Here is a 24612-nt window from a genome sequence, read left to right on the forward strand (position 1 = left end):
TTTGCCCTCGCGTTGACGAATTCTTGCTCGTCACCCTCTGGAATAACTCGCAGTTAGCAGCCTATTTGATGGCAGAGACAAGTCGGGGCGCTATCCCATGGGATGGACGTTCGGCTTGAAAGAGGACACTTTCCTTCTTCCTGCCTGCGATGCGGAGGCGATCAGGTGACCGCGCCGTCGATCTTCAGCGCGATCAGTTCCTCTTCGGTGAGACCGATCTCGAGCAGGACCTCGTCGGTGTGTTCGGCGAATTGCGGTGCCCGCGTGAGGGTTACCGGCGTTTCGTCGAACTGGACCGGGTTGGCAACCAGTTCGCGGTCGACGCCGTCGGCATCGACGACCGAGGCGATCAGATCGTTGGCACGTAGCGATGGATCCTGACCGACCTCCCACGCGTTCTGCACCGCCGCCCACTGCCCTTCGCCGCTGCCGAGGATCTCGACCCACTCGGCGAAGGGACGCGCCGCGATGATCTCGGCGACGAGTTCGGCGGCCTGCGCCGCATTGGCCATCAGCTTCTCCGTGTTGTCGAAGCGTTCGTCGGCGGCCAATTCCTCGCGACCGGCCAGCCTGCAGAACTCGGGCCAGTAGCGGCCGGGCTGCAGCATCGACAATTCGAGCCACCGCTGGTCCGAGGTGCGATACGCCCCGATGAGCGGATTCGTGGCCGACCCGTGCCGCGGCGGCGGATTCACCGGCAGCGGACCACCGTTCATCAATGCGAGATTGACCGTGAACTGCGTCGCCCAGGCGCCGACGCCGAGCAGCGAGACGTCCACGACCGACGGCTCACCCGTCATCTTGCGCGAATAGAGCGCGGCCGCGATACCACCGGCAATGGTCATGCCACCGATCGAATCGCCGTAGGCGCCGGCGGGCATCCGGGTCATCCGGTCGGCGCCGGGCGGGGTCACCCCGGCCGCACTGCCGCCGCGCGCCCAGAACGCCGTGCTGTCGTAGCCACCCTTGGTCGCCTCCGCGCCGCGCACACCGAAGCCGCTGCCCCGCACGTAGATGATGTCCGGATTGATCGCGCGCACGTCCTCGAGATCGATCCGCAGTTTCGCTCGCGCCTCCGGCAGGAAGTTCGTGAGGAATACGTCGCTGCTGCGGATCAACTCCTCCAGCACCCGGCGCGCCGACGGTTTCTCCAGTGCGAGACCGACACTGCGTTTGCCTCGGTTCGGCCCCTCCATGATCGGGAAGAACGACGACCCGGCACTGTTCGCCTCGTAACCGAGCACCCGGACCAGTCCGCGCTGGGCATCACCGCGTTCCGCGTGCTCGATCTTGATCACGTCGGCGCCCCAGTCCGCGAGCACAGCACCCGCCGCCGGGACGAAGGTGAACTGCGCGACCTCGAGTACGCGCACGCCCTGCATCGGTTTGTGCATCGAACCAGCTCCTCTAAGCGTCGGTATTTTGAAGAAGAGTATCCGCTATTCAACGGACACCACAAGGTTGTGCCGGGTCAGAGCGCATCGGTCACCCCTGGCTCCGGTGGCACTATCCAGGCCACGAGATGCTCGACATCCGCGGCCGTCGGCACCCGTTCGGTCCACAGGAACTGCTCCATCACGGCGAAGATCGCACACGCGGCGACCATGGCGTCACGGTCCGGATCCAGGCTCCCTCCCGCGCCGAGCGGCACCGCGAGCAGCTCGGCGATCCGACGGCGCAGCTCGACACCACCGAAGGCCGACCGACCGTCGCGGGAGGTATTCCGCAGCACCGCACGGGTCGTCGCGGCCACCTCCGGATCGGCCGCCTGCTTGAAAACCACCTGAATACAGGCCCTGACCTGGTCGACCGGGTCGGTGTGCCGAGCGCACCGGCGACGGATATGGCCGAGCAACCGCCGAGCCCCGTCGTCGGCGATCGCGGCCATGAGATCGTCCTTGCTCCGGAATGCCCGATAGAAGGCGTCATTGGAAACCTTTGCCCGGCGGACGATCTCGACGATTCGCGGATTCCCGTTCGGATCGGAACGCATCAGCTCCATGCCGGCGTCGAGCAGTCGGCGCACTTCATCCCGCGCGATCGCGTACCGATCTCCCGTGCGCCGCCGCACCGCTCGGGCCACCAGAGATTCACCACCGACCGGGTCGTCCTCGACGTGTGGACTCGTCATACAAAAGAGTGTACTGTTCGGATACCGATTCACCAGAATCAATTTCTTGCACGGCGGTATGGCGTTCTGTCGAACGGAGTGGGCATGGCCGAGGGGTCACAGGTGGTAGGACCGAAGGTCGGTATTGCCGATCCCGCCGATATCGCGCGTCGCGCGGCCGCGGCGATCGGCCGTCCACTGCACGACCTGACGCAGCTGACCGGCGGCACCTCCAGCCTCACCTATTCGGCGGTGACCGACGAGCGGGTTCGCGTCGTAGTCAAGGTCGCCCCGCCGGGTCTCGAACCCGTCCGGAACCGGGATGTGCTGCGCCAAGCCCGCGCACTCACCGCAATCGCCGAGGTACCCGATGTGGCCGTGCCGAAGGTGCTCGGTTCCGACGTCGGCGCACCGCCGCAGATCCCGCCGCTGTTCGTCATGTCCTTCGCGGACGGCGAAGGTTACGAACCGCGCCATATCGCGCTCGAACGTCGCCCCGCTCCGAACGAGGTGCGCGCGCGGGCCGCGGCGGCCGCCCGCATGCTGGCGGCCCTGCACACCGTCGGCCCCGCCGAATTGGGCATCGACGAACCAGCGGTCACCCTCGACGCCGAGGTCGAGCGGTGGCAGCGGGCCTTCGCCACCTGTGCACTCGAACCGGACGCGGAGCTCGACGAACTCGAGTGCCGGACACTGCTCACCGCGGCGATTCCGAAGCCGCTGCCGCCCGCGCTCCTGCACGGCGACTGGCGGCTGGGCAATATGCAGTGCGTCGGGACCGAGATCCGGGCGGTGATCGACTGGGAGATCTGGTCGGTCGGTGATCCGCGCCTGGACCTGGCGTGGCTGCGCCTGATGTCCGATCCCGCGCATCCGACGGCCGTCGCGCCCGCGGCCCCGACGCTCGAACCCGGCGAACTGCTCGCCGTATACGAGACGGCGAGCGGCGCACCGGTCGCGGACCTCGGCTGGTTCGACGCCCTGGTCCGCTACAAACAGGCCGCCGCATCCGCGCTGCTGGTCAAGAACGCCGAGCGCCGCGGCCAGGTCACCGAGCGGGTGGAACGGATGCGCCACGGCATCCCGCCGTTGCTCATGGCCGCCCGCACCTACTTCACCCACTGATTCCCTTTCGGAGGACCGATGCTGGATTTCACGATCGAACCCGAGTTCCAGGCCAAGCTGGACTGGGCCGCGGAGTTCGTGCGCAAGGAGGTCGAACCGCTCGACCTGCTGTTCCCGCACGGCGGCGACCCGTACGACACCGGTAACGAAAAGGCCCGCGCGATCCTGCGGCCATTGCAGGAGCAGGTTCGGGCGCAGGGCCTGTGGGCCTGCCACCTCGGCCCCGAACTGGGTGGGCCGGGCTACGGTCAGGTCAAGCTCGCCTACCTCAACGAGATCCTGGGCCGGTCCTATTGGGCGCCAACGGTTTTCGGCACGGCCGCACCGGACACCGGGAATGCGGAGATCCTCGCCATGTTCGGCACCGAGGAGCAGAAGGCCCGCTATCTGCAGCCGCTGCTCGACGGCGAGATCGTCTCCACCTTCTCGATGACCGAACCGCAGGCGGGCGCCGACCCCAAGGAGTTCGTCTGTCGCGCCTGGCGCGACGGGGACGAATGGGTGATCGACGGGGAGAAGTGGTTCTCCTCCAACGCCCGGTACGCGTCATTCCTGATCGTCATGGCCGTCACCGATCCGGACGCGGCGCCGCACGCTCGCATGTCGATGCTGATCGTGCCGGCCGAGACGCCCGGGATCGAGATCAAGCGCAATATCGGCACCATGGATGAACGCGACGCCCTGGACGAGGGTATCCACGGCTACATCCGCTACCACGAAGTCCGCGTTCCGCTCGACGCCATGCTCGGCGCACCCGGCGAGGGTTTCAAGGTCGCGCAGGCCCGCCTCGGCGGTGGCCGCGTCCACCACGCCATGCGCACCGTGGGCAAATGCACCCGCGCCTTCGACATGATGTGCGAGCGCGTGATCTCCCGCCGCACCCAGGGCACCCTGCTCGCCGACAAGCAGGCCGTACAGCAGTTCATCGCCGACTCCTGGATCGAACTGCAGCAATATCGATTGCTGGTGCTGAACACCGCTTGGATCATCGACACCCAGCCGCACGGCGCCGCCCGCACGCAGATCGCGATGTGCAAGGTCGCCATGGCCAAGGTGCTGCACGACATCATCCAGCGCGCGCTGCACCTGCACGGCTCGCTCGGCACCACCAATGAACTGCCGCTGGCGAAGTGGTGGATGGCGGCCCCGAACCTCGCCCTCGCCGATGGCCCGACCGAGGTGCACCGCACCACCGTCGCCAAGCAGATGCTGAAGAAGTACCGGCCCGCCGAGGGACTGTTCCCCAGCGAGCACATTCCGCCGAAGCTCGACGAGGCGCGAAAGCGCTATGCGCACATCATCAATGACGACAGCCTCAGCGGCGGGGTGAACGCATGACGGCGCAGCTTTTCGATCTGACCGGCAAGGTCGCGCTTGTCACCGGCGGCAGCCGGGGCCTCGGCCTGGAAATGGTGCGCGCCTTCGCCGCCGCGGGCGCGGACGTGGTGATCACCAGCCGCAAGCTCGACGCCTGCGAAGTGGCCGCCAAGGAGGTCCGCGAGCTGGGTCGGCGCGCCCTGCCGTTCGCCGCGCATGTCGGCCATTGGGACGACCTCGGCCGGCTGACCGACGCGGCGTACGAAGAGTTCGGCAAGGTCGATATCCTGGTCAACAATGCGGGTATGTCGCCGCTGGCGCCGTCCTCGGAGGAGACCAGTGAAGAGCTGTTCGACAAGGTGATCGGGGTCAATTTCAAGGGCCCGTTCCGGCTCGCGTCGCTGATCGGGCGACGCATGGCCGACGGCGACGGCGGCTCGATCATCAATATCTCCTCCTCGGGAGCACTGCTGCCGCAACCACGATTCGGCCCGTATGCCGGAGCCAAGGCCGCGTTGAATGTGCTGACCACCGTCTTCGCCCAGGAGTACGGCCCGAAGGTGCGGGTCAACACCATCTCGGCGGGGCCGTTCCTCACCGATATCTCCAAGGCCTGGGCGGAGGAGAAGCGACACATCACCCGCAGTGCGCTCGGCAGGCCGGGTAAGCCGGAGGAGATCATCAGTACCGCGCTGTACCTCGCCAGCGACGCCTCCAGCTACACCACCGACGCACTGATCCGGGTGGACGGCGGGTTGTACTGAGGACCGGCCCGATTGCCAGACAGCGCAATTGGGATTCTCAGTGGAGAATAATGTCGATCTCGGACCGAAAGGTGCTCTCATGCCATTGACCGAAATAGATGCGCACACCGCGCTGGTCGTCGTCGACCTGCAGGATGCGGTGGTAGCGCTGCCGACCGCGCAGTCCGCGAAGTCGATTGTCGAGCAGTCGATCCGGCTGGCCGACGCGTTCCGGGAGCGCAACCTCCCGGTCGTGATCGTGACGGCGGCCGGTGTCGCACCCGGCCGCACCGAGGCGAGCCGTGCTCGCGCGGCGGGCGGACAGACCAGCTCGGCGGCCGCGAGTTCGGCGGCCGAGGCTGTCGCGCTGCTGGCCGAGTTGGGGCCGCGGCCGGGCGACCACACCGTGGTCAAACGAGTCTGGGGCGCGTTCCACGATCCCGCGCTCGCGGCGTGGCTGCGCGAGCGCGAGGTCACCCAGGTCGTCGTGACCGGGATCGCCACCAGTATGGGCGTCGAATCGACCGCGCGTGGCGCGCACGAATACGGTTTCAACGTCACCATTGCCACCGATGCCGTGACCGATCTGGATCAGGAAGATCACGACTACGTACTGCGCAAGGTGTTTCCCAAGATCGCGGAAACCGGTACCACCGACGAGATACTCGCCCTACTCGACAGGTCGACGATCAACGCATGAACCTCGCCGAGACCGCGGCCTGGACCAAACTCCGGACCCATCAGCACGACCTGCGCGACACCCGGCTGCGCGATTTGTTCGAGAAGCAACCGGGTCGCGGACCGGCGATGACCTTCGAACACGGCGGCCTGGTACTGGACTACTCCAAGAACCTGCTCACCGCCGAAACCCTCGACCTGCTCGTCGAATTGGCCGATGAGCGCGAACTCGGGACCGGTATCCGCGCCATGTTCACCGGCGAACCGATCAACACCACCGAACTGCGTCCCGCACTGCACACCGCGCTGCGCGCACCCGCGGCGCGCAGCATCGAAGTCGGCGGGCGGAATGTGGTCACCGACGTGCGGACCGTGCTGGACCGGATGAGCGAATTCGCCGAACGGGTGCGTTCCGGACAGTGGCGCGGCGCGACCGGTGCGCCGATCCGGGCGGTGGTCAATATCGGCATCGGCGGGTCCGACCTCGGGCCCGCCATGGCATATCAGGCGCTACGCGAATTCGCCTCGGAGACATTGGATGTCCGGTTCGTCGCCAATATCGACGGCCACGACATCACCCGTACCCTGCACCACCTCGACCCGGCAACCACGCTGTTCGTGGTGTCGTCGAAGACCTTCACCACGATCGAAACCCTGACCAACGCCCGCACCGCCCGCGAATGGCTACTGGCCGGGCTCGACGACCCGGCCGCCATCGCCCGGCATTTCGTCGCGGTATCGACCAATGCCCGCGAGGTTGCCGCGTTCGGTATCGACCCGGCCAATATGTTCGAGTTCTGGGACTGGGTCGGCGGCCGGTATTCGCTGCATTCGGCGATCGGTCTATCGCTCATGCTCGCCATCGGTCCCGACCATTTCCGCGCCATGCTCGCCGGAGCGCATTCGATCGACGAGCACTTCCGTACCGCCCCACCGCGACAGAACATTCCGATACTGCTGGGGCTCATCGGGATCTGGTACCGCAACTTCTGGCAGGCGCATACCCACGCCGTTCTCCCCTACGACCAGCGGCTGTCCCGACTACCGGCCTACCTGCAACAGCTCGATATGGAAAGCAACGGCAAATCCGTCGACCGCCAGGGCCATCCGATCGGCTACGACACCGCACCTATTGTGTGGGGCGAACCGGGCACCAACGGCCAACACGCCTTCTATCAACTCCTGCACCAGGGCACGACGACCGTGCCCGCGGACTTCATCGGAGTGCTGCGCCCGCGGCATGATCTGATCGAGCATCACGACCTGCTCATGGCCAACCTGTTCGCCCAAACCGAGGCCCTGGCCTTCGGCAGCGCCGATGACACCGATCCACTGCGGGGCCATCGCGACTTTCCGGGAAACCGGCCGAGCAACACACTGTTGCTCCGCCACCTCACCCCGTACACGCTCGGCCAACTCATCGCCGTCTACGAGCACAAGATCTTCACCCAGGGCTGGATCTGGGGCATAAATTCCTTCGACCAATGGGGCGTCGAACTCGGAAAGGTTCTCGCCACAAAGATTTACGCCGAAGTCACCACCGATCAGCCGAGTGCACACGACAGTTCGACAACGGCTCTGGTCAATCGGTACCGGCAAGCCCGCGGCTGAGCCTCGGTATCAGCCCAGCAGCTCCATCGCCTCGTCGAGCAGCACCGGCAGTGCGGGCAGCATGCGTTGATGCATGTCGTTCCACTGGCCGGACTTGCGCCCGCGTTTGATCAGCAAGGCGGTCGCGGCGGATTCCTTGTATTTGGTCAGCGCCTCGAACCACGGCAGGTCCCGCAGTGCGGCGCCGCGCGCCTCCTGGTAGGCGTCGACCAGTTCCGCTTTGCCCGGCATGCCGGTCGGCTCATCGGATACCGACGCCGGATGCGCGGCCTCGTCGGTGAAGAAGGTCAGCCAGCTCACGTCGATCCGGGGGTCACCGAGAGACCAGATTTCCCAGTCGATGATCGAGGTGATGTGGTCCGCCTCGCACAATGTGTTGCCGAGTCGGTAGTCACCGTGGGTGAAGACCGGTGTCATGGCGGCGGGCACGGTGGCGTGCAGACGGTCCGCGACCGCTTCGTAGCCGGTGCGCAGATCGTCCGATACGGTGGCGAAAGCCCTTGTCCAGCGGTCGATCTCGTCGCCGAGGGAAACCACCGGCTCGGTCGCGAGCGCGGTGTGCAATGGGTTCACCCGATGCAGATCGGCGAGCATGCCGGCCGCGTCGAAGGCGCGGGTCCGCACCTGGTCGGCCGGCACCGTGCCGCGCGGCACGAGCACCGGTTCGACGCAGGTGCCGGGTATCAGGTCCATGGCGACGAACGGCGGGACCGTCGGCGGTGCGCCCGCGTCGTGGAACAGGACCTTCGGCACCCGCACCCCGGGTCGATCTGCCAGTGCTTCCATGATTCGGGCCTGGCGCAGCACATCTCGGTTGCGGACCGGCGCCAGACCGGGCGGTGCGACCTTCAGCACGACGCGCTCGTATCCGGTTGGGGCATCCGACAATTCGGCCACGTAGGTCAGGCTCGACGTCCCGCCGGTGAGTGGCTCGACACCCACAACCGTGGCGCCGGGCGTCCAGTTGCGCACCGCGACCGCGGTGCGCGCGGTCAGCTCCCGCACCAACTCCGAACTATTCGCGGCAATGCTCATGCTCACTCACCCTTGTCATTTCGTCGGTACGATCGGCGGACCATAGGTGCCGGTTCGTGTTTCAGCACCACTGTTCGCGATGTCGATGCGCCTCCATGCAACGCTCTGGGCGAGAAAGCGTTTCGCGCACGCTACCGCGATCGGATTGCCGGACCCTCGGAACGGATGCGTGCAGCGACACGATCGGCCGATCGTTTCCGCACTGCTCACTCCGGAACCGGAGCAAGCGATGTCCTCACGACTCACGCACCCGATCGTTCTGTACGCGCAACGCCTCGGCGGTCTGCGCGCGCTGCTCTCCGGTGAAGAATCCATGGTGCCGTTCGCTTTCCACCGCGACGTAGTCCGCCAGCTCGGTGCGTTCGGCCAATAGGAAATTCGCCTTGAGGGTCCGCAGCGCGGCGGGCCTACGCGCGGCGAGTTCACGCACCAAATCGGCAACCTGGTGGTCGAATTCGTCGTCGGGAAACACCCGGGAGACAAATCCCATGGCACGGACCTCGTCCCCGGTCAGTTTGCGCGGCAGGAAGCACAGGTCCCGCGCCAACGCCGCACCGAGTGCTCGCGTCAATGTCCACGGCAGCCCGAGTTCACCGGATACACCGGCCTGCAGGAACGCCGTCGAGAACCGGGCACCGGCCGCGGCGACGCGCAGGTCGCAGGCCGCGGCCCAGGCGAATCCCGGGCCGGCGCACGCTCCGTTCACTGCGGCGAGGGTCAACTGCGGCATCTCGTGCAGCAGGGTCGCCGACTGATACACCTCGAGCGGCGGCAGCACTGCGGACGCGCCCGCCCCGGCGCGGTTCAGATCCGCACCAGGGCAGAACGTCGAGCCGTTTCCGGTCAGCACCACCACGGCGAGCGCTTCGTCGTGACTCAATTCGGTCAGCACGGAATGCATCTCGACCAGAAGCTCCGGAATCACCGTGTTGCGCGCGTCCGGCCGATCGAAGCGTACCCATGCGACGGGCCCTTCGATCGTGACGTCGAGGGTGCTCAGGCCCGACACCGGTCCCGGTTGGTTGGTGCTCACCCTGCGGTCGGCTGACGATCGGCCGTCAACGCCGCGACGATATCCCGGCGCACCAGCTTGCCGGTCGCGGTGCGCGGCAGTTCCGGCCAGTACGTGATGCGATCGGGAGTCTTGGAGCCGCGCAACGTTTTTCGCACCGCCGCGCGCAGCTGCTCGGCATCGACATCGATACCGCTGCGGGGCACGACGACGGCCTCGATCCGCTGGCCCCACTCCTCGTCGACCACACCGACCACGACCGCGTCGAGCACATCCGGATGCCGCAGCAGGACGTCCTCGATCTCGGCGGGCGCGATGTTCTCCGCGCCGCGGATGATGGTGTCGTCGACCCGGCCCTCGATGTAGAGGTAGCCGTCGGCATCCAGGCGGCCGTGGTCACGGGTGTGGAAGAAGCCCTGTTCGTCGACCGAGGCACCGTGACCGGCGTATTCGCCGGAGACCTGCTCGCCACGCACCCAGATCTGGCCCGGCTCCCCCGCCGCGGCGAGCGCGCCGGATTCGGCGCGAACCTCGAGCTCGATACCTGGTACCGGCCGACCGGCCGAGCCGATGCGAGCACGCACTGCCGGATCATCGCTGGCAACGGCCGCGCGATGCTCCTCGGGCCCCAGCACCGAGATCGTGGACGAGGTCTCCGTCAGCCCGTAGGCATTGACGAAATCGACATGCGGCCACTCGCGTAGCGCGGTCTCGATCACCCGCACCGGCATCTTGGCGCCGCCGTAGGCGAGCCCGCGCAACGAGGGCACCGAACGGTCGAGCCCGTCGCCGTCCATGATCCGGGCGAGCATGGTCGGAACGACCATCGCATTGGTTATCCGCTGCTCACGCACGAGTTCGAGCCACTGCTGTGGCGTGAACTGTTCGAGAGTGAGCACCCGACGCCCGGCATACAGGTTCGTCAAAACGTTGGACACAGCCGCGATGTGGTACGGCGGCACGCTCATCAGCGCGGCCTCGTCGGCATCCGCACCCGCGAATTCCACCGTGCCGAGCACATACGACACCAAGTTGTGGTGCCGCAGGACCACACCCTTCGGCGCGGATGTCGTGCCGCTGGTGTAGATCAACACCGCGGGTGTCTCGGGCGCGGCTGGAACCTCGTCACCATCGTCGGCACCGGCATCCGCCGCGGTAGCCAACCACTCTTGCGGACTCCGCACCGACAGCCCCGCCCGGCGCAATGCCTCGGCCTGTTCGGGATCGGCGATACCGAGTGCGCGTGGATGATTCGCCAATAGCGCGTCCAGTTGTTCCGCGCCGAGGCGGTAGTTCACCGGCACCAACGGCACACCCGCCTGGGCCGCCGCGAACAGCGCGACCGGGAAGGCCGGACCGTTGACGGCGAGGTACACGATCGCGTCGGCACCGGCCGCACGGACCACCCGCGCACCGCCGGCGGCCAGTTCGCGCAACCGCACCGGCGTCAGACCATCGGCCGTCCGCCCGACCACGATTCGGTCGCCGAAACCGTCGGCGGCCATATCCAACAGCATCGCTACGTTCATCGATGCGCTCTCAGTCCGAGGCCGGCAGCGGCTTGGCGTTCTTGAGCGGCAGCGCCACACCGTTCACCGCCAGCGTGCCCTGACCCGCCTTGGTGCAGAGCAGTTCCACACCGAGTTCCTCGTCGGCGTAGCGCTTGCCGAGCTGCGAACCACCGAGCAGTTCGGGATCAGCGGTGCCGGCGGGAACGCCGCCGGGGCCCTTCGGATCGACCATCGCCGCCCCGCCACAGGTGATCTCCAGATCGGCCTGCGGAGCGCGCACGACAATGACCGTCGTCGTGTCGACCGTGCTGGCGAGCGTCTGCCCCACGCGTGGCTTCATCGCAACTTCCTCCGTGGATCTCGTCGTGCCATCTCGCCCCGACCGCCGTCGTCACGAAAACATCCGGACGACCGAGACCAGAGAAGAGTATACGACTTATCTAGAATCTGCAGCAGCCAAAGGGTCGAGCCGCGCGGCACTATTGCTTGTCTACCACATATTAAGCGGTTCGAATCAGACCACGACCAGCACGGAGTCGAATGTCGCCGGTAGAACAATTTGTTACACTCTAATCCGGCCGCTCTTCGGAGGGCCGCATTCAGCCGACCCACGAACATCGGAGTTTCCGGATGGAGCTGAAAACCGTCCTGTTCGACGTGACCGACCACGTCGCGACGATCACCCTGAACCGACCGGAAGCCATGAACAGCTTCAACCAGGAGATGCTCGAGGACTTCGATCGCATCTGGCAGCGAGTGAAGTTCGATGACGATATCCGTGTCGTGGTGCTGCGCGGTGCGGGCGACCGCGCATTCTGCACCGGCATGGACGTCAAACAGGGCATCGACCGCCATGCCAATGTCTGGTCGCAGACCGATCCCGGTGAGAAGTTGTCGCCGAAGCTCAACCAGGTGTGGAAACCGCTGGTCTGCGCGGTGCACGGAATGGCGGCCGGGGGCGCGTTCTACTGGCTCAACGAGGCCGACATCATCATCTGCGCAGAGGACGCGAGCTTCTTCGACCCGCATGTCAGCTATGGGCTGACGGCGGCGCTGGAACCGATCGGGCTCGCGCGCCGCATTCCGCTGGGTGAGACATTGCGCATCGCGCTGCTCGGCCTGGACGAGCGCCTGTCCCCCGAGCGCGCCATGCAGATCGGCCTGGTCAGCGAGATACTGCCGCGCGATCAGCTCTGGGATCGCGCCGACGAGATCGCCCGCATCATCGCCGCCAAACCACCGGCCGCGATCCAGGGCACCGTCCGGGCGATCTGGGAGTCGCTCGATTCCACCCGCACCCAGGCACTGCGCACCGGTCTGTCCTACACCCAGATCGGCAACCCCATCGGCAAGGCCGAAATCGACCGCGCCGCGGTGCCCCGCAGCAAATGGACGCTGCGCTGACGCGCATCCACCACCGATCAGACTGTCCAAGAGGAGAATTCGATGAAGTTCGGTATGCCGTGGCCTGGCCGCGACGTCGGGCGGGAAGCCGAGCAGGCCGGTGTGGAAGCCTTCTGCACCGGTGACTTCGTCGACCACGACGCCTACCTCACCGTGGCCGAGATCGTCGCCGATACCGAACGCGCGCTGGTCGGTCCGGCCATCGCCTACGCCTTCGCCCGCACTCCGTACGCGCACGCCACCGCCATGCGGCAGCTGCACGCGCAAGCACCGGGCCGACTGTTCCTCGGCCTCGGCACCGCCGCCTTCCGGATCAACCGCGACTGGTTCGGCGTCCCCGCCGATCGCCCGGTCGACCGGATCGCCGAGACCATCGATGTGGTGCGCGCGTGGCTGCATGCGGAAAACGGCGAGAAGATCCAGTACTCCGGTGAGTTCTATTCGATAGACGCCGATGTCCGGGCCCCGGTGCTCGGCCGCCTCGATATCCCGGTACTGCTCGCGGGATTCAACAGCCGGATGGCCGCCACCGCGGGCCGGGTCGGCGACGGTGTGATCGGTCACGGCCTGTTCACCCGCACCTGGTGGAACGACATCGTGCGCCCGGCGGTCGAACGCGGGGCGGCCGGTAGCGGTCGGCGCCCACTCGAACACGGCTGGATCATCACCGCCATCGATGACAACGCACCCGAACGCGCCATCGCCGACGCCCGCCGCATGATCGCCTTCTACCTGACCGTCAAGACCTACGACCCCTACGTGGCCCATCACGGTTGGGAAAGCCCTGTCGCACAACTGCGCTCGGCATTCCGGGCGGGCGATACCGACGGTATGGCCAAGGCGGTCACCGACGAGATGCTCGCCGAGATCGCGCTCTGCGGGACCACCGCCGATGCCCGTGCGGCCCTCACGCGCCGCGCCGACGCCCTGCCCCGCGATGTCGGCTACTTCGCCCCGCCCTCGTATCTGGTGAGTCCCAAACGTCGTGCCGCGTATGCCCATTCCAGCCTCGCCCTGATCGGCACCACGCCCTGAGAAAAGGCGGCCGCGTTTGCACGCGGCCGCCCTCGACTCGATCAGTGCGTCAATACCGGAGCCTCGACATCCTGCGCGACAGGTGCCGGCAGCTGCTCGATCCTGCGGGGCAGCAGCACGGCGAACAGCGCGCCGATGGCGCAGGCCACCGCGCCGATCAGGAACGCGACCTGGAATCCCTTATCGGTGTAGAGCACCGCGCCATGAGTCATTTCGAGCGGGATCGGTGCGACATAGGAGTTGTTCAGCACGGTGAACGCGAGCACCGGCAAGACCGCCGCGACGACACTCTGCAAGGCATTCGCGATACTCGCCGTGCTGGCTTGCAACTGCGGCGGAACCGCCTCGATCAACAGATTCGGAACCGATGCGTAACCCAGCCCCATACCGGTGCCCGCCATACCCGCGAACACGAGCAGCAGCGCCTTGTCGTCATGCTTTGCCGCGATGAGCACGAAGGCGAGCGCGAAGAGCAGCAGGCCGACGATCATCAGCAACCGCGGCCGGACACTGCGGCTGACCAGAATGCCGACGACCACACCGCCGACGACGACCATGCCGCCGATCGGCGCCTGGAAGATCGCGAATCCCTTTGCGCTGACACCGAATCCGTAGCCCAGTCCGACGGCGGCGGGCGTCATCACCATCATCGGCAGCAGAATGGTGATGAGCGCACTGCAGCCGTAGCACATGCTGGAGCCGACGGAGATCAGCAGTACCGGCCGTCGGCGCAGCACATCCAGATCGAGCAGTGGGTCGCGCACGATTCCGGCCGTTACCAACCAGGCCACCACCAACACAGCGCCGCCGACGAGGTAGGCGAGCGTCGAACCGGTCGTCCAGCCCCAGGTGGGACCGAAGCTGACCGCGACGAGTATGCCCGCGATGCCGAAACCGAGCAGCAGCGCACCGGCGAAGTCGATCCGCGACCGCACCCGCACGGTGGATTCGCCGGTAGTAAGCGCGATCATGGTGCCGAACACCGCGAGCCCGATCACGAACAACCAGAAGATGCTGCGGAAACCGTAGTCGTCCAGCAGCCAGCCGGTGATGAACGGCGCCGGTATCGCGATGAGGCCCAGACCACTGGTGGTAACGCTGACCGCGAGCGCGACCGTCTTCTTCGGGAACACGTCCCGGATCAGCGAGTAGGCCAGGAAGACACACGGCGTGAGCACCCCCATCAACGCCCGGCCGGTGATCAGCACCGCGTAGCTGGTCGCGACCGCGGAGACGAGCGCGCCGAGCACCGAGACAGCGACACAGGCCAGCAATATCTTCCGCTTGCCGTACATATCGGCCAGCTTGCCGAGCAGCGGACCCGTCACGGCCCCGACCAACAGGAATGCCGTCAGCAGCCAAGCACCCTGAGTCGTCTGGAAATGCACGGAGATTTCCGGCGCCGCCATCGCGACCATCATGTAGCTGAGGGTGAGTATCTCGAGCGTCAGCACGATCGAGGCGAGGGAGAGCACCAGCCGCGGCGTCCATGTCTGTGCGGCATCCGGTGTCCGTACGACATCGGGCGATTCGTCGAATTGCATTGCAGGGCTCATCGAACGAGTCCTTTCGGGGGCTGCCACGGAGCTCTCGTTTCCGACTCGCACCGAGCAATCGAGCCGTGGCTTTGGTTTGGTGATCGCATTCGCCCTGCTCGGAGTGGGGCGAAGACGTAAGCGACAGCACACCCCTGTGTGGCGGGTCACACAATCGCACTTTCCACTCAGCGGCAATTGGACAAACGACTCAGCCAGTTCGGCTATTCAGTACACTTTTAAGGCGTGGTGTGCGGGCAGCGCCGCAGGTGAGCCAGCCCGGCAGACCCACGCAGATCCGGCAATCAGGAGACCGAACATGACCACGGCGTACTCGTTCTCGACGCAGCTCTATATCGACGGGCACCGCACCGACGGCGAATCGGACGAGCTCATCAGTGTGCGCAATCCCGCGACGGAGGAGACGATCGCCTACGTCCCGCAGGCCTCGATCCCGGACGTGCGGCGCGCGATCACGGCCGCGCGCAAGGCATTCGACGAGGGCCCCTGGCCGCGGATGAAGCTCGCCGAGCGGGCCGCGGTGCTGCTGCGCATGGCCGAGGAAATGGAGCGCCGTCTGCCCGAGCTCGTCGCCGTCAATATGGCCGAGGCGGGTTCGGTCCGCTCGTTGGCCGAGACCCTGCAGACCCGGGTACCGGTGGCCCATCTACGCGATATGGCCGAGCGCGTTATGCCGGCCTTCGTGTGGGAACGCCCGATGGAACCCACGATCGCCGCGGGAATCGGCATCTCCCAGGGACAGATCCGGCGCGAGGGCTTCGGGGTCTGCGCGCTGATCGCGGCCTATAACTTCCCGTTCTTCCTCAGCATGATGAAGGTGATCCCCGCACTGGCCGCGGGGTGCACCGCCGTGCTGAAGCCCGCGCCGACCACCCCGCTGGAATCCTTGTTGATCGGTGACTTCGCCGACGCCGCCGGTCTGCCGCCGGGCGTGCTGAATATCGTGACCGGCGATATCGACGCGGGCCAGGAGCTGACCACCAATCCCATGGTGGACCTGGTCAGCTTCACCGGATCGGACACCGTCGGACGAATGGTCTACGCCCAGGCCGCGAGCTCGATCAAGAAGGTCGTGCTCGAACTCGGCGGCAAGTCCGCGAATATCGTCCGCGCCGATGCCGACCTCGACGGGGCGGTCCGGTCCGCACTCATGGGCATCACGGCACACGCCGGCCAGGGCTGCTCGATCCTGACCCGCACGATCGTGCACGAATCCGTCCACGACGAACTGGTCGCGCGGCTGCGCGTCGCCCTCGCCGGTGTCCGGGTCGGCGATCCGGCACATGAATCCACCACGATGGGTCCGTTGATCACCGCGGCGCAGCGGGAGAAGGTCGAGAAGCTGATCCGCGTCGGCGAGGAGGAGGGCGCGCGCATCGTCAGCGGTGGCGGGCGCCCGGCCGGCCTGGACAAGGGCTACTTCGTGGAGCCGACCCTCTTCGTGGATGTCGACAATTCGATGACGATCGCGCAGACGGAGTTCTTCGGACCGGTCGGCGTCGTCATCCCGTTCCGCACCGACGACGAGGCGGTCCGCATCGCAAACGACAGCCCCTACGGGTTGGCCGGCGCCGTCTGGAGTGCCGACACCAAGGCCGCCTACGAGATCGCGACCCGGGTGCGCGCGGGCGGCATAGCGATCAACGGCGGCAGTGCGGGTGTCAACCCACGCACGCCGTTCGGCGGATACAAGCAGAGCGGAATCGGCCGGGAGTGGGGCGAATTCGGCCTCGACGAATTCCTGCAGACCAAGGCCATCAGCTGGGCCGCCCGCTGATCGACCGGGCCTCGATTGTCTGCGTGCCTGTTACGCTCCGCCGTGAAGTCACTGGTGTAGGGGGCGAGGACACGAAAGAACCCGGCATGAAAGCAGACGTAGCCGCAGCGGTCAGCGAATTGTTGCCGACGCTGGCCGAACGGGCGGCCCTGGTCGACGAGACCGGTGAGATACCGGTGGAGACGATGACCGATTTGATCGGTGCGGGCATCTTCCGGCTGCTGCGACCGAAATCCCAGGGCGGGCTGGAGGCCGATCCGCTGGACTTCTACGATGCGGTCCGCGCGGTCGCCACCGCCTGCGGCTCGACCGGATGGGTGACGTCGGTCCTCGGCCTAGCCCCTTGGCATGTGGCACTTTTCGACGAGCGCGCGCAACGTGATGTGTGGTCGGCGGATCCGGACGCATTGATCTGTTCGTCCTACGCACCGGTCGGGAGATTCGTTCCGGTCGCCGGAGGTTACGAAGTCTCGGGCCATTGGCGATTCGCCAGCGGATGCGCGCATTCGTCGTGGGCGCTGCTCGGCGGCACCATCGTGGCCGAGAACGGCCAGCCGGTGGATATGGTCAGCGGGCTGGTGCCCTGCGCCGACTATCGGATATCGAAGGTGTGGGATGCGGCCGGACTGCGCGGCGCGGGCAGTGATGATCTCTACGCCGAGCGGATTTTCGTCCCGGAGCACCGCGTAACGCGGTTCTACGACATCGCACTGCTACAGAGCCCCGGGCATAAGGCGAATCCCGGCCCGCTCTACCGGATGCCGTACGGCACCATGTACACCTACGCGAACAGCTCGCCCATGGTCGGCATGGCACAGGGCTGCCTCGACGTCTTTCTTTCACGGATGCGAGACAGTAACCGGCTCAGTTTCGGTGGCGGCAGTATCACCGCGGACCAGCCGACCGCGGCGGCGCGCGCCAGCGCGGAAATCGACGCGGCCACCCTGCAGATGAGCCGGAGCCTTCGCGATTTGTACGAGTGCGTTTGTGGGCAACAGGAGATCCCGCTCGAACTGCGGTTGCGAGCCCGTCGTGATCAAGCGTTGGGTGCCGAGCGCGCGTTGACGTCGATCGATCTGGTGTTCGCGGCCACCGGCGGGATGCTGCTGCGCCGTCGCAATCCGATCGAGCGGGCCTGGCGCGACGCACATATCGCGGGCATTCACGCATCCAACGATGTCGGCACGGCGCTGACGCTGTACGGGCGCGGCACGTTCGGATTGCCGGTCGACGACATGTTGGTCTGAGCCCGGATCCGGACCAGGGTCACCACCAGCCGACGAGACGATCCATCAGCAGCGTCGCACTCGCGAGATAGTCCCCGTATCCGCCGCGGAAGAAGAGCAGCGGTGTCCGCACCGACTCGATGTTCAGATCGCTGACCCGGCCGACGACCAAATAGTGGTCACCGATCTCGACGACCTGTACGAGCGCGCAGTCGACCCATGCCACGATGCCGTCCAGCACCGGATTACCGAGCGGTGAGGGTGCCCAGGCCACCCCCTCGAACCGGTCCGCGCCCCGAGCCGACAACCGGCGTGAGGTCGGTTCCTGGTTGCCGGCGAGCGCGTTGGCGCAGAATCGGCCCGTCTTCTGGATCATCGACAGCGTCGACGAGGTCCGGTTCACCAGGAAGGACACCAATGGTGGCTCGAGCGAAACCGAGGTGAAGGTGCCGACGATCAACCCGTGTGGACGCCCATCGGATGCCGTGGTGGTAATCGCGACAACACTCGTCGGAAAATGACCGAGCACATCGCGGAAACGCCTGGCGCCCATCGACACCGGATCCGGAAGCGGACTCATATGGGTCCTCACCTCTCTTGCGGAAGAGATCGAGCCGACGGCCGACTGAACGCAAGTTTGGTCAGGAAACCGGGTGGACCTGTGGTTCTTTCCGCTCAGCGGAAAGCCGCCCGGATGCGTGCGAGTAGCTCAGAACCACTCGCCGCGCTCGCCCAGAGCGACGATTCGTCCTACGGTCTCGGTGAGTGCCGGAGTCTGCGGTTCATCCGGCACGACGACGGTTTCGAATCGCGCCGAATGTTTGCGCGCGGTGTCACCCATCAGCTTTTCCGATATCGCATGCGCGGTATTGGCGACCAGGGGCGCCAGCCGCTCGAGCGGTGCTCGCACGTCGCCGACGAGTGAGATCCCGCCGACCGGTCCCTTGGGACCGCGGACCGCCGCACCGACGCAGGCGATGTGCTGGAAGCATTCGCCGCGTTCGAACGCCAGACCGCGGCGCGCACGAATGCGAATCAACTCCTGATGCAGAACCTCGAGATCGCCGATACTGTGCGCGGTCCGCTTGCCCAGTACATCGCGGTACAGATCGTCGATCTGCTCCGGCGACAGCCACGCCAGCATGCTCTTTCCGACGGCCGTGCAGTGCGCCGGGACCCGGCCACCGACGACCGAGGGCACCTGGACCGCGGCCTTTCCGCCGAACTTGTCCAGGTAGTACGCCTCGGCGCCGTCCAGCACGGCCAGGTGCACCACCATCTCCGTGCGCACCGACAGATTGTGCAAGAGCGGGAACGCCGCTGTCCGCAACGCACCGTGCCCTTCTTCCCGGCCGCCGAATCCGAGCGCCCGTTGACCGAGGCCGTAGTCACGACCGTTGCGCTCGAGCCAACGCAGCCGAACCAGCTGTTCCAGGATGCGATGGGTCGTCGAGCGCGGCAGATTGGTGCGTCCGGCGACATCCTCGAGCGAGAGCCGGATCTGCGGGCCACCGAACGAATCCATGATCAGTGTCATCCGCTCCACCATCGACGGTGGCGCCTCGTGCCGATCGGAGGTGGCGACCGCATTGTCATTCACCACTGAGGCCATTGGCCAGCCTCCTTCTTGGAGCTTGAACCTCAGCGCGAGTGTAGCGAAAGAGGGCCCCTCTAAGGTGGCGATATCGGAATTAAGTTTCCTCTTTAGGGGCAGTATCGCCGATATCGATCGGACCACCGCAGGCCGCGCCGAGCAGGCCCGAGAAATCGATACCTGAATCGGTCAATGCGGCTCGGCAGGCGGCGACGTCCTTGTGCAAAAAGGGTGCGACCGCGGCGGCGAAGGATTCGGATCCGCCGCGGTCGGCGATATAACGCCCGGCCGTCGTACCGCCGCTGCTGATCGCGAGCGCCTCGAGCATTACACCTTCGTCTATGCCCACCCCACGGCCCAATGTCAGCCCTTGCAGGGTGAGCTGTGAGACCGCGGCGAACAACAGGTTGTTGATCAACTTCACCCGCAGCGCCGAACCCCGGCCACCGGTTTCGATGACGGTTCCGGCATAGCAACCGACGACCTGACGCGCGATCGCGACGTGATCGGGCGCGCCACCGAGAAAGACCACCAACTCCCCGGCGCGCACCGCCTCCGGTGTCCCGCTGAATGTCGCGTCCACAACCGCAGCCCGTCCGGTCGGCGCGAACCGGTCCAGACTGCACAGCACCTCCGGCGTCCCGGTGGTGTGCGACAGCAGGACCGTGCCCTCGGCCATCGCTGCGACGACTTCGGGCAGCAGGTTGGATATCTGGTCGTCGCCGAACAGGCAGCTGACGACGACATCCGCGGCCGCGATATCTCGGATTCGATCGACGGGCTCCGCGCCGAAGGCCGCCAGCCGGTCCCGTACTTCCGGCCGCCGCGCGTACAGCCGGACCCGATGCCCCGCCGCCAGTAATCGCTCCACCATCGCCGCACCGATGCGTCCTGCGCCGATGAATCCGATCGTCGGTGCCATCATGATCGGTTCCGTCGCTCCCGCACGATATCGAGCAGTTCCATCCGGCTCACCTTGCTCGATGGCGTGCGCGGCAGCTGGTCCAGGACCACGACGTGCACCGGTACCTCGTACGGCAGCAGATGTGCACGACAGAGCGCGACGAGTTCGTCGCTGTCGGGAGGTATCAGTCCCGGTTCGATTTCGATCGCGGCCACCGGCACATGCCCGAGCCGAGTGTCGGGCAGTCCGGCCACCGCGGCCTCGCGCACCGCCACATGCGACTCCAGCACCCGTTTGACGGTCTCCGGCTGGACCTTGAAACCACCGCGGATGATTGCGTCGTCGGCACGTCCGTCGATCCAGAGGAAGCCGTCGACATCGATCCGCGCCAGATCGCTGGTCTGGACCCACTCCCCGGCGCCTTCCGCGGTCTGCGCGGTGCGGACCTCGAGCCGCCCGGTCGTCCAGCCGCCGAGCTCGACGCCGTCCTCGCCGGTCACCCGCAACTCGACGCCGGGGAAGGCGCGACCGGCGCTGCCTGCCTTCAGGTCCCACCACTGTTCGTGTAGCGCCAGCGTCCAGCCGGCCACCGCGCCCGCGAATTCGGTCGCCCCATAGGTCATGAGCACCGGGATGCCATATGTGCGAAAGAAGGAGTCCGCCAATTCTTTCGGGCAAGGTGCCGTCCCGGAGGTGACGACCTGCAGGCTCGCCAGTCGCTCCCGCGACACTCCGGAATCGAGTACAGCCCGCAGCGCCGCGGGCACCAGGCTCACGGCCCGCAACCGATGCCGCTCCACGGCGCTTACCCATGGTTCCAGGACGAACTTGGGCATGAGAATCATCCGCCGACCCATAGCGAGGCAGGCCAGTGCCCGCCACAGGCCGCCGATATGCACGAGCGGCGCGTTCACCAGCACCGCGGACCGGGACAGCAACCGGTCTCCCCGCGCCGTCTGCCCACCGGAAGTCAGTGCCTGATCCAACTGTTCGGTGCGCAGATGCACCCGCTTGGGCACACCGGTCGTCCCCGAGGTCAGCATTTCCACGACGGTTCCCGGATTGGTCACGGCGCAGGCACGGACCTGGCCGCCCACTCGCCGCACCGGGCCGTCGTCCCGCAGTTCCAGGGCGATACCGGCCGCGGTGGCGGCATCGAGCACGCCGTCACGGGCGAGCAGTTCGGATCCGCACACGACCGCGGGCAGATCACAGGCGATGATGTCGGCGGCCAGCCGCGGTGCCGGCTGCAGCGGAGCGAGCAGCACGACGCATCGACCGGACGCGATCAGCGCGGCGACCACCGCGACATGTTCGGGCCGGTTTTCCAGGACCACACCGACTCGCGATCCCACACCTAGACCGGCCGATTCCAGCGCATCCACGACCGAGCGCGCGGTCGCCTGGATCCGCCCCCAGGTCCACCAGATCTCCTCGTGCTCGATCGCTTCGGCGTCAGCCGGAGCCTCGGCGAGCAGCCGCGTCAGCTGGTCGCGAATTCCCACGTGGTAATGCCTTTCGATTGTGTTCACCAGTCGAGGCGCAGCGACATCAGGCCGTACATGTTTCCGGTCTGCTCGAGTTGCTGTCCGGGCGCGAGCCGATAGTCCGGAATCCGCTTGTGCCACTCCTGCATCGCGACATTCAGCTCCAGTCGCGCCAGGTGCGAACCCAAGCACCGGTGCGGACCCGAACCGAAGGCGATGTGGTTGTTCGTGGCGCGCTGCAGATCCACCTCGAGCGGATTGTCGAACCGCTCGGCGTCCCGGTTGCTCACCGCGAGCGGCAGCATCACCATCTCGCCGGATTTCACCGGACAGCCGCCGATCTCGGTGTCCCGCATCGCCTTTCGCGCCGGGATGACGAACGAATAGACGCGCAGCACTTCCTCGACGCCATTGGCGATCAGCGACGGGTCGGCGACGATGGCCGCGCGATCTTCATGGTGCGCGGCGAAGTGGTACATGGCCCAGCCGATGGCGATGGGGACGGTGTCGAAGCCGGCCTGGAACATCAGGATGCAGAACGCGTGCATATCGGCGTCGCTGATGGGCTCGCCATCGATTTGCCAGCTCATCAGACGGGAAAGCAGATCGTCGCGCGGGGCGTCACGGCGCAGCGCGATCTGCTCTTCGAAATAGGCCGATGCGGCGGCCATCGCGGCCATCTGCCGACGGTGGTCGGGGTCCTCGGCATGCGGCAGATGCAGCAGTTCGTGCACCCATTCCAGGAATTGCTCCAGATCCTGCTCGGGCAGGCCCATCAGCCGCATGAAGATCAGGGTCGGGAACCGGCGCGCGAATTCGTCGAGGACGTCGGCACCGCCCTTGGGCTGCAGTCGGTCGATCATGTCCGCCGCGATCTTCCGGATCTCCGGCTCACGGGCACCGACCGACTTGGGCCCGAATTCGGTGCCCAACAGCCGACGCCACTTGGTGTGCAGCGGCGGATCCAGCATCTCCGGAATCCACAGGAACTTCGGATTCGGCTCGAGGACCGTCACCGAGGTGCTGGAGAACGTCCGCCAGTCCTGCAGCGCCTCCTGGATCGCCCGGCCATCGGTGATGACCCAATGTCCCTGTGCGACGGTGCTTCTGAAGGCGGAGTGGGTGCCGGCGAGCTGGTCCCACTGCTCATGATGGCTCAGCAGCGGGCCGGATAGTCGATTGTCGTAGTAGTAGGCGGGCACACCCTCATGGGTGCCGCGGGGCTCGAGTGTCATGGGAGTTCCTCTCGCTGGTCACAACCTGGCCGACGGTGTGGTCGACAGGAACGCGCCGCCCGGACCGACATCGAGGGCCTCGCCGTACCACGTCTGCCCCCACTGCAATTCGGGGATCTTCCACTCGAGCGCCTGCCAGTCGGGATCGAAGATGAGGTATCCGCCGGAATACAGCTCGACCCGGTGACCGGAGCCGGGATCGTGGATGTACAGGTACATCGCCTGACCGATACCGTGCTTGCCCGGACCGTGCCCGAAGTCGATCTCGAGATCACGAATCTCGTCGACCGCCCGCAGAATGTCGTGGAAGTTCTCGATATTGAACGCCACGTGGTGGAACGCCCCGTTTTTCTCCTCCCCGTTGACACCGATCGCGATATCGTGCACCTGGGGCGTCACCGACAGCCACGAGGCGAGGATGGTTTCCGGGAACTGCGGGATCATCGCGAACTCCCGGCGCTTGAACCCCAACGCATTCCGCAACCAGCCCTCGGCCTGGTTCACCGTAGTCGGACTGCACTGCACGTTCAGATGGTCCAGCCGCCGGACGCCGAAGCCGCGGCGGCGTGAAGAGTTGCTGAGCAGTTTGGAGCGCAATTCCGGTGGCGCGAGCGGCTTTTCGATGTCGTAGTACAGCTCGAAGGGATGTTCGCTGCCCGGCACGAGGAAGCGGATCGCGGTGCCGCGCCCGAGTTCGTGATCGACGGGCAGCTCGACCGCCTCGATCTCGGCCTCGGTCAGCTGCTTGTGGAACAGTTCGACATCCTGCGGCCGTTTCACCCGGAAGCTGTAGCTGTTCACCCGCGCCTCGTCCTGCTGGGTGAGCACCAGCGAGTGGTGCACCAGCTCCTGATACCCGCGCAGATAGGCCACGCCATCGGATTCGGCGACCACCTCCATGCCCAGCAGGTCCTGGAAGAACCAGATCGAACGCCGCAGATCCGGCGTCCCCAGGTTCAGGCCACCGGCGTGGGCAATCTGCGGGCCGGGATCGTAGTCGTGCGAACCAGCCATGCGAGCTCTCCTTCGAGTCGGAATGTCCTGCTGGCTCGCAAGTTTGAGCAGGAACCGGGCAGCCGATGCCGGACTTTCCGGACACTGAGATGCGCCGGCTTCCGACGAGCCGCCACGGACGGCTCCTCCACCGCGACCGGTGCGATCCCGCTCAGCGGAAACCCGCACCCGGCCCGGCATCGTCGGTCGCACACTCGACGGACATCGGACCCCCCGTGACCCAGATCACTCCGCTGCC

At 66.3% G+C, this 24612-nt stretch carries 22 protein-coding genes; 9 read left to right on the forward strand and 13 right to left on the reverse strand.

Annotated features, from left to right (window positions below; genetic code table 11):
- Positions 1-161: 161 nt before the first annotated feature.
- Both ACIBW7_RS20330 and ACIBW7_RS20335 read right to left on the reverse strand, forming a co-directional pair.
- Entirely contained in the window at positions 162-1394 is a 1233-nt protein-coding gene (locus ACIBW7_RS20330; RefSeq protein ID WP_397048403.1) for a CaiB/BaiF CoA transferase family protein, read from the reverse strand.
- A gap of 77 nt (positions 1395-1471) precedes the next feature.
- Entirely contained in the window at positions 1472-2131 is a 660-nt protein-coding gene (locus ACIBW7_RS20335) for a TetR/AcrR family transcriptional regulator (RefSeq protein ID WP_397048405.1), read from the reverse strand.
- Between the two features lie 84 nt (positions 2132-2215).
- Between ACIBW7_RS20335 and ACIBW7_RS20340 the strand changes: the two genes are divergently transcribed.
- The 5 genes from ACIBW7_RS20340 (at position 2216) to pgi (ending at position 7584) form a co-directional block, all read left to right on the forward strand.
- Positions 2216-3235 carry a phosphotransferase family protein gene (locus ACIBW7_RS20340; protein ID WP_397048407.1) on the forward strand — a complete coding sequence of 340 codons (1020 nt, stop codon included), beginning with the start codon at positions 2216-2218 and terminating at the stop codon, positions 3233-3235.
- An 18-nt stretch (positions 3236-3253) separates the two neighbouring features.
- Entirely contained in the window at positions 3254-4573 is a 1320-nt protein-coding gene (locus ACIBW7_RS20345; protein WP_397048409.1) for an acyl-CoA dehydrogenase family protein, read from the forward strand.
- Positions 4570-5316, forward strand: a complete 747-nt coding sequence (locus ACIBW7_RS20350; RefSeq protein WP_063039187.1) for an SDR family NAD(P)-dependent oxidoreductase — start codon at positions 4570-4572, stop codon at positions 5314-5316. The genes ACIBW7_RS20345 and ACIBW7_RS20350 overlap by 4 nt, the downstream gene beginning before the upstream one ends.
- A 79-nt stretch (positions 5317-5395) precedes the next feature.
- Positions 5396-5995: an isochorismatase family protein gene (locus ACIBW7_RS20355; protein ID WP_397048412.1), complete on the forward strand. Its 600-nt coding sequence runs from the start codon at positions 5396-5398 to the stop codon at positions 5993-5995.
- The gene (gene pgi / locus ACIBW7_RS20360; protein WP_397048414.1) at positions 5992-7584 is read left to right on the forward strand and encodes a glucose-6-phosphate isomerase; all 1593 of its coding nucleotides are present in this window, start codon (positions 5992-5994) and stop codon (positions 7582-7584) included. The genes ACIBW7_RS20355 and pgi overlap by 4 nt, the downstream gene beginning before the upstream one ends.
- Before the next feature lie 9 nt (positions 7585-7593).
- Here the strand turns inward: pgi and ACIBW7_RS20365 are convergent, their stop codons facing one another.
- From ACIBW7_RS20365 to ACIBW7_RS20380, 4 genes are all read right to left on the reverse strand, one after another.
- Positions 7594-8619, reverse strand: coding sequence for a phosphotransferase family protein (locus tag ACIBW7_RS20365; RefSeq protein ID WP_397048416.1), 1026 nt, complete (start codon positions 8617-8619; stop codon positions 7594-7596).
- A gap of 235 nt (positions 8620-8854) precedes the next feature.
- Positions 8855-9652 (reverse strand): enoyl-CoA hydratase/isomerase family protein, encoded by a 798-nt coding sequence (locus ACIBW7_RS20370; RefSeq protein WP_397048418.1) that lies wholly within the window; start codon positions 9650-9652, stop codon positions 8855-8857.
- Complete coding sequence (locus ACIBW7_RS20375) at positions 9649-11160, reverse strand: class I adenylate-forming enzyme family protein (protein ID WP_397048420.1); 1512 nt, start codon at positions 11158-11160, stop codon at positions 9649-9651. The genes ACIBW7_RS20370 and ACIBW7_RS20375 overlap by 4 nt, the downstream gene beginning before the upstream one ends.
- Before the next feature lie 10 nt (positions 11161-11170).
- Entirely contained in the window at positions 11171-11482 is a 312-nt protein-coding gene (locus ACIBW7_RS20380) for a hypothetical protein (RefSeq protein WP_397048422.1), read from the reverse strand.
- 290 nt (positions 11483-11772) lie between these two features.
- Here ACIBW7_RS20380 and ACIBW7_RS20385 point away from each other — a divergent pair, with 290 nt between their 5' ends.
- Both ACIBW7_RS20385 and ACIBW7_RS20390 read left to right on the forward strand, forming a co-directional pair.
- Positions 11773-12546 (forward strand): enoyl-CoA hydratase/isomerase family protein, encoded by a 774-nt coding sequence (locus ACIBW7_RS20385; RefSeq protein ID WP_397048424.1) that lies wholly within the window; start codon positions 11773-11775, stop codon positions 12544-12546.
- A gap of 42 nt (positions 12547-12588) precedes the next feature.
- A complete protein-coding gene (locus tag ACIBW7_RS20390; RefSeq protein WP_397048425.1) occupies positions 12589-13581 on the forward strand; it encodes an LLM class flavin-dependent oxidoreductase in 993 nt (330 codons plus the stop codon).
- Between the two features lie 41 nt (positions 13582-13622).
- On the opposite strand, the gene ACIBW7_RS20395 is transcribed toward ACIBW7_RS20390, so the two are convergent.
- On the reverse strand, positions 13623-15137 hold the full coding sequence (locus ACIBW7_RS20395) for an MFS transporter (RefSeq protein ID WP_397048427.1): 1515 nt from the start codon (positions 15135-15137) through the stop codon (positions 13623-13625).
- A gap of 298 nt (positions 15138-15435) precedes the next feature.
- On the opposite strand from ACIBW7_RS20395, the gene ACIBW7_RS20400 reads away from it, so the two are divergent.
- Positions 15436-16914, forward strand: a complete 1479-nt coding sequence (locus ACIBW7_RS20400; RefSeq protein WP_397048429.1) for an aldehyde dehydrogenase family protein — start codon at positions 15436-15438, stop codon at positions 16912-16914.
- 86 nt (positions 16915-17000) lie between these two features.
- A complete protein-coding gene (gene hsaA / locus ACIBW7_RS20405) occupies positions 17001-18161 on the forward strand; it encodes a 3-hydroxy-9,10-secoandrosta-1,3,5(10)-triene-9,17-dione monooxygenase oxygenase subunit (RefSeq protein ID WP_397048431.1) in 1161 nt (386 codons plus the stop codon).
- A gap of 19 nt (positions 18162-18180) precedes the next feature.
- On the opposite strand, the gene ACIBW7_RS20410 is transcribed toward hsaA, so the two are convergent.
- The 6 genes from ACIBW7_RS20410 to ACIBW7_RS20435 form a co-directional block, all read right to left on the reverse strand.
- Complete coding sequence (locus ACIBW7_RS20410) at positions 18181-18720, reverse strand: flavin reductase family protein (protein WP_397048433.1); 540 nt, start codon at positions 18718-18720, stop codon at positions 18181-18183.
- Between the two features lie 129 nt (positions 18721-18849).
- On the reverse strand, positions 18850-19752 hold the full coding sequence (locus ACIBW7_RS20415) for an IclR family transcriptional regulator (RefSeq protein ID WP_397048435.1): 903 nt from the start codon (positions 19750-19752) through the stop codon (positions 18850-18852).
- A 79-nt stretch (positions 19753-19831) separates the two neighbouring features.
- Positions 19832-20659 carry an NAD(P)-dependent oxidoreductase gene (locus ACIBW7_RS20420; protein WP_397048437.1) on the reverse strand — a complete coding sequence of 276 codons (828 nt, stop codon included), beginning with the start codon at positions 20657-20659 and terminating at the stop codon, positions 19832-19834.
- The gene (locus ACIBW7_RS20425; RefSeq protein ID WP_397048439.1) at positions 20656-22143 is read right to left on the reverse strand and encodes a class I adenylate-forming enzyme family protein; all 1488 of its coding nucleotides are present in this window, start codon (positions 22141-22143) and stop codon (positions 20656-20658) included. Before ACIBW7_RS20425 ends, ACIBW7_RS20420 begins: the two co-directional genes overlap by 4 nt.
- Before the next feature lie 23 nt (positions 22144-22166).
- Positions 22167-23360 carry a cytochrome P450 gene (locus tag ACIBW7_RS20430; RefSeq protein WP_397048441.1) on the reverse strand — a complete coding sequence of 398 codons (1194 nt, stop codon included), beginning with the start codon at positions 23358-23360 and terminating at the stop codon, positions 22167-22169.
- A gap of 18 nt (positions 23361-23378) precedes the next feature.
- Positions 23379-24374, reverse strand: a complete 996-nt coding sequence (locus ACIBW7_RS20435) for a VOC family protein (RefSeq protein WP_397048443.1) — start codon at positions 24372-24374, stop codon at positions 23379-23381.
- Positions 24375-24612: the final 238 nt, after the last annotated feature.

It is taken from the genome of Nocardia sp. NPDC049526 (genome assembly GCF_044465765.1).
Taxonomy (GTDB): Bacteria; Actinomycetota; Actinomycetes; order Mycobacteriales; family Mycobacteriaceae; genus Nocardia.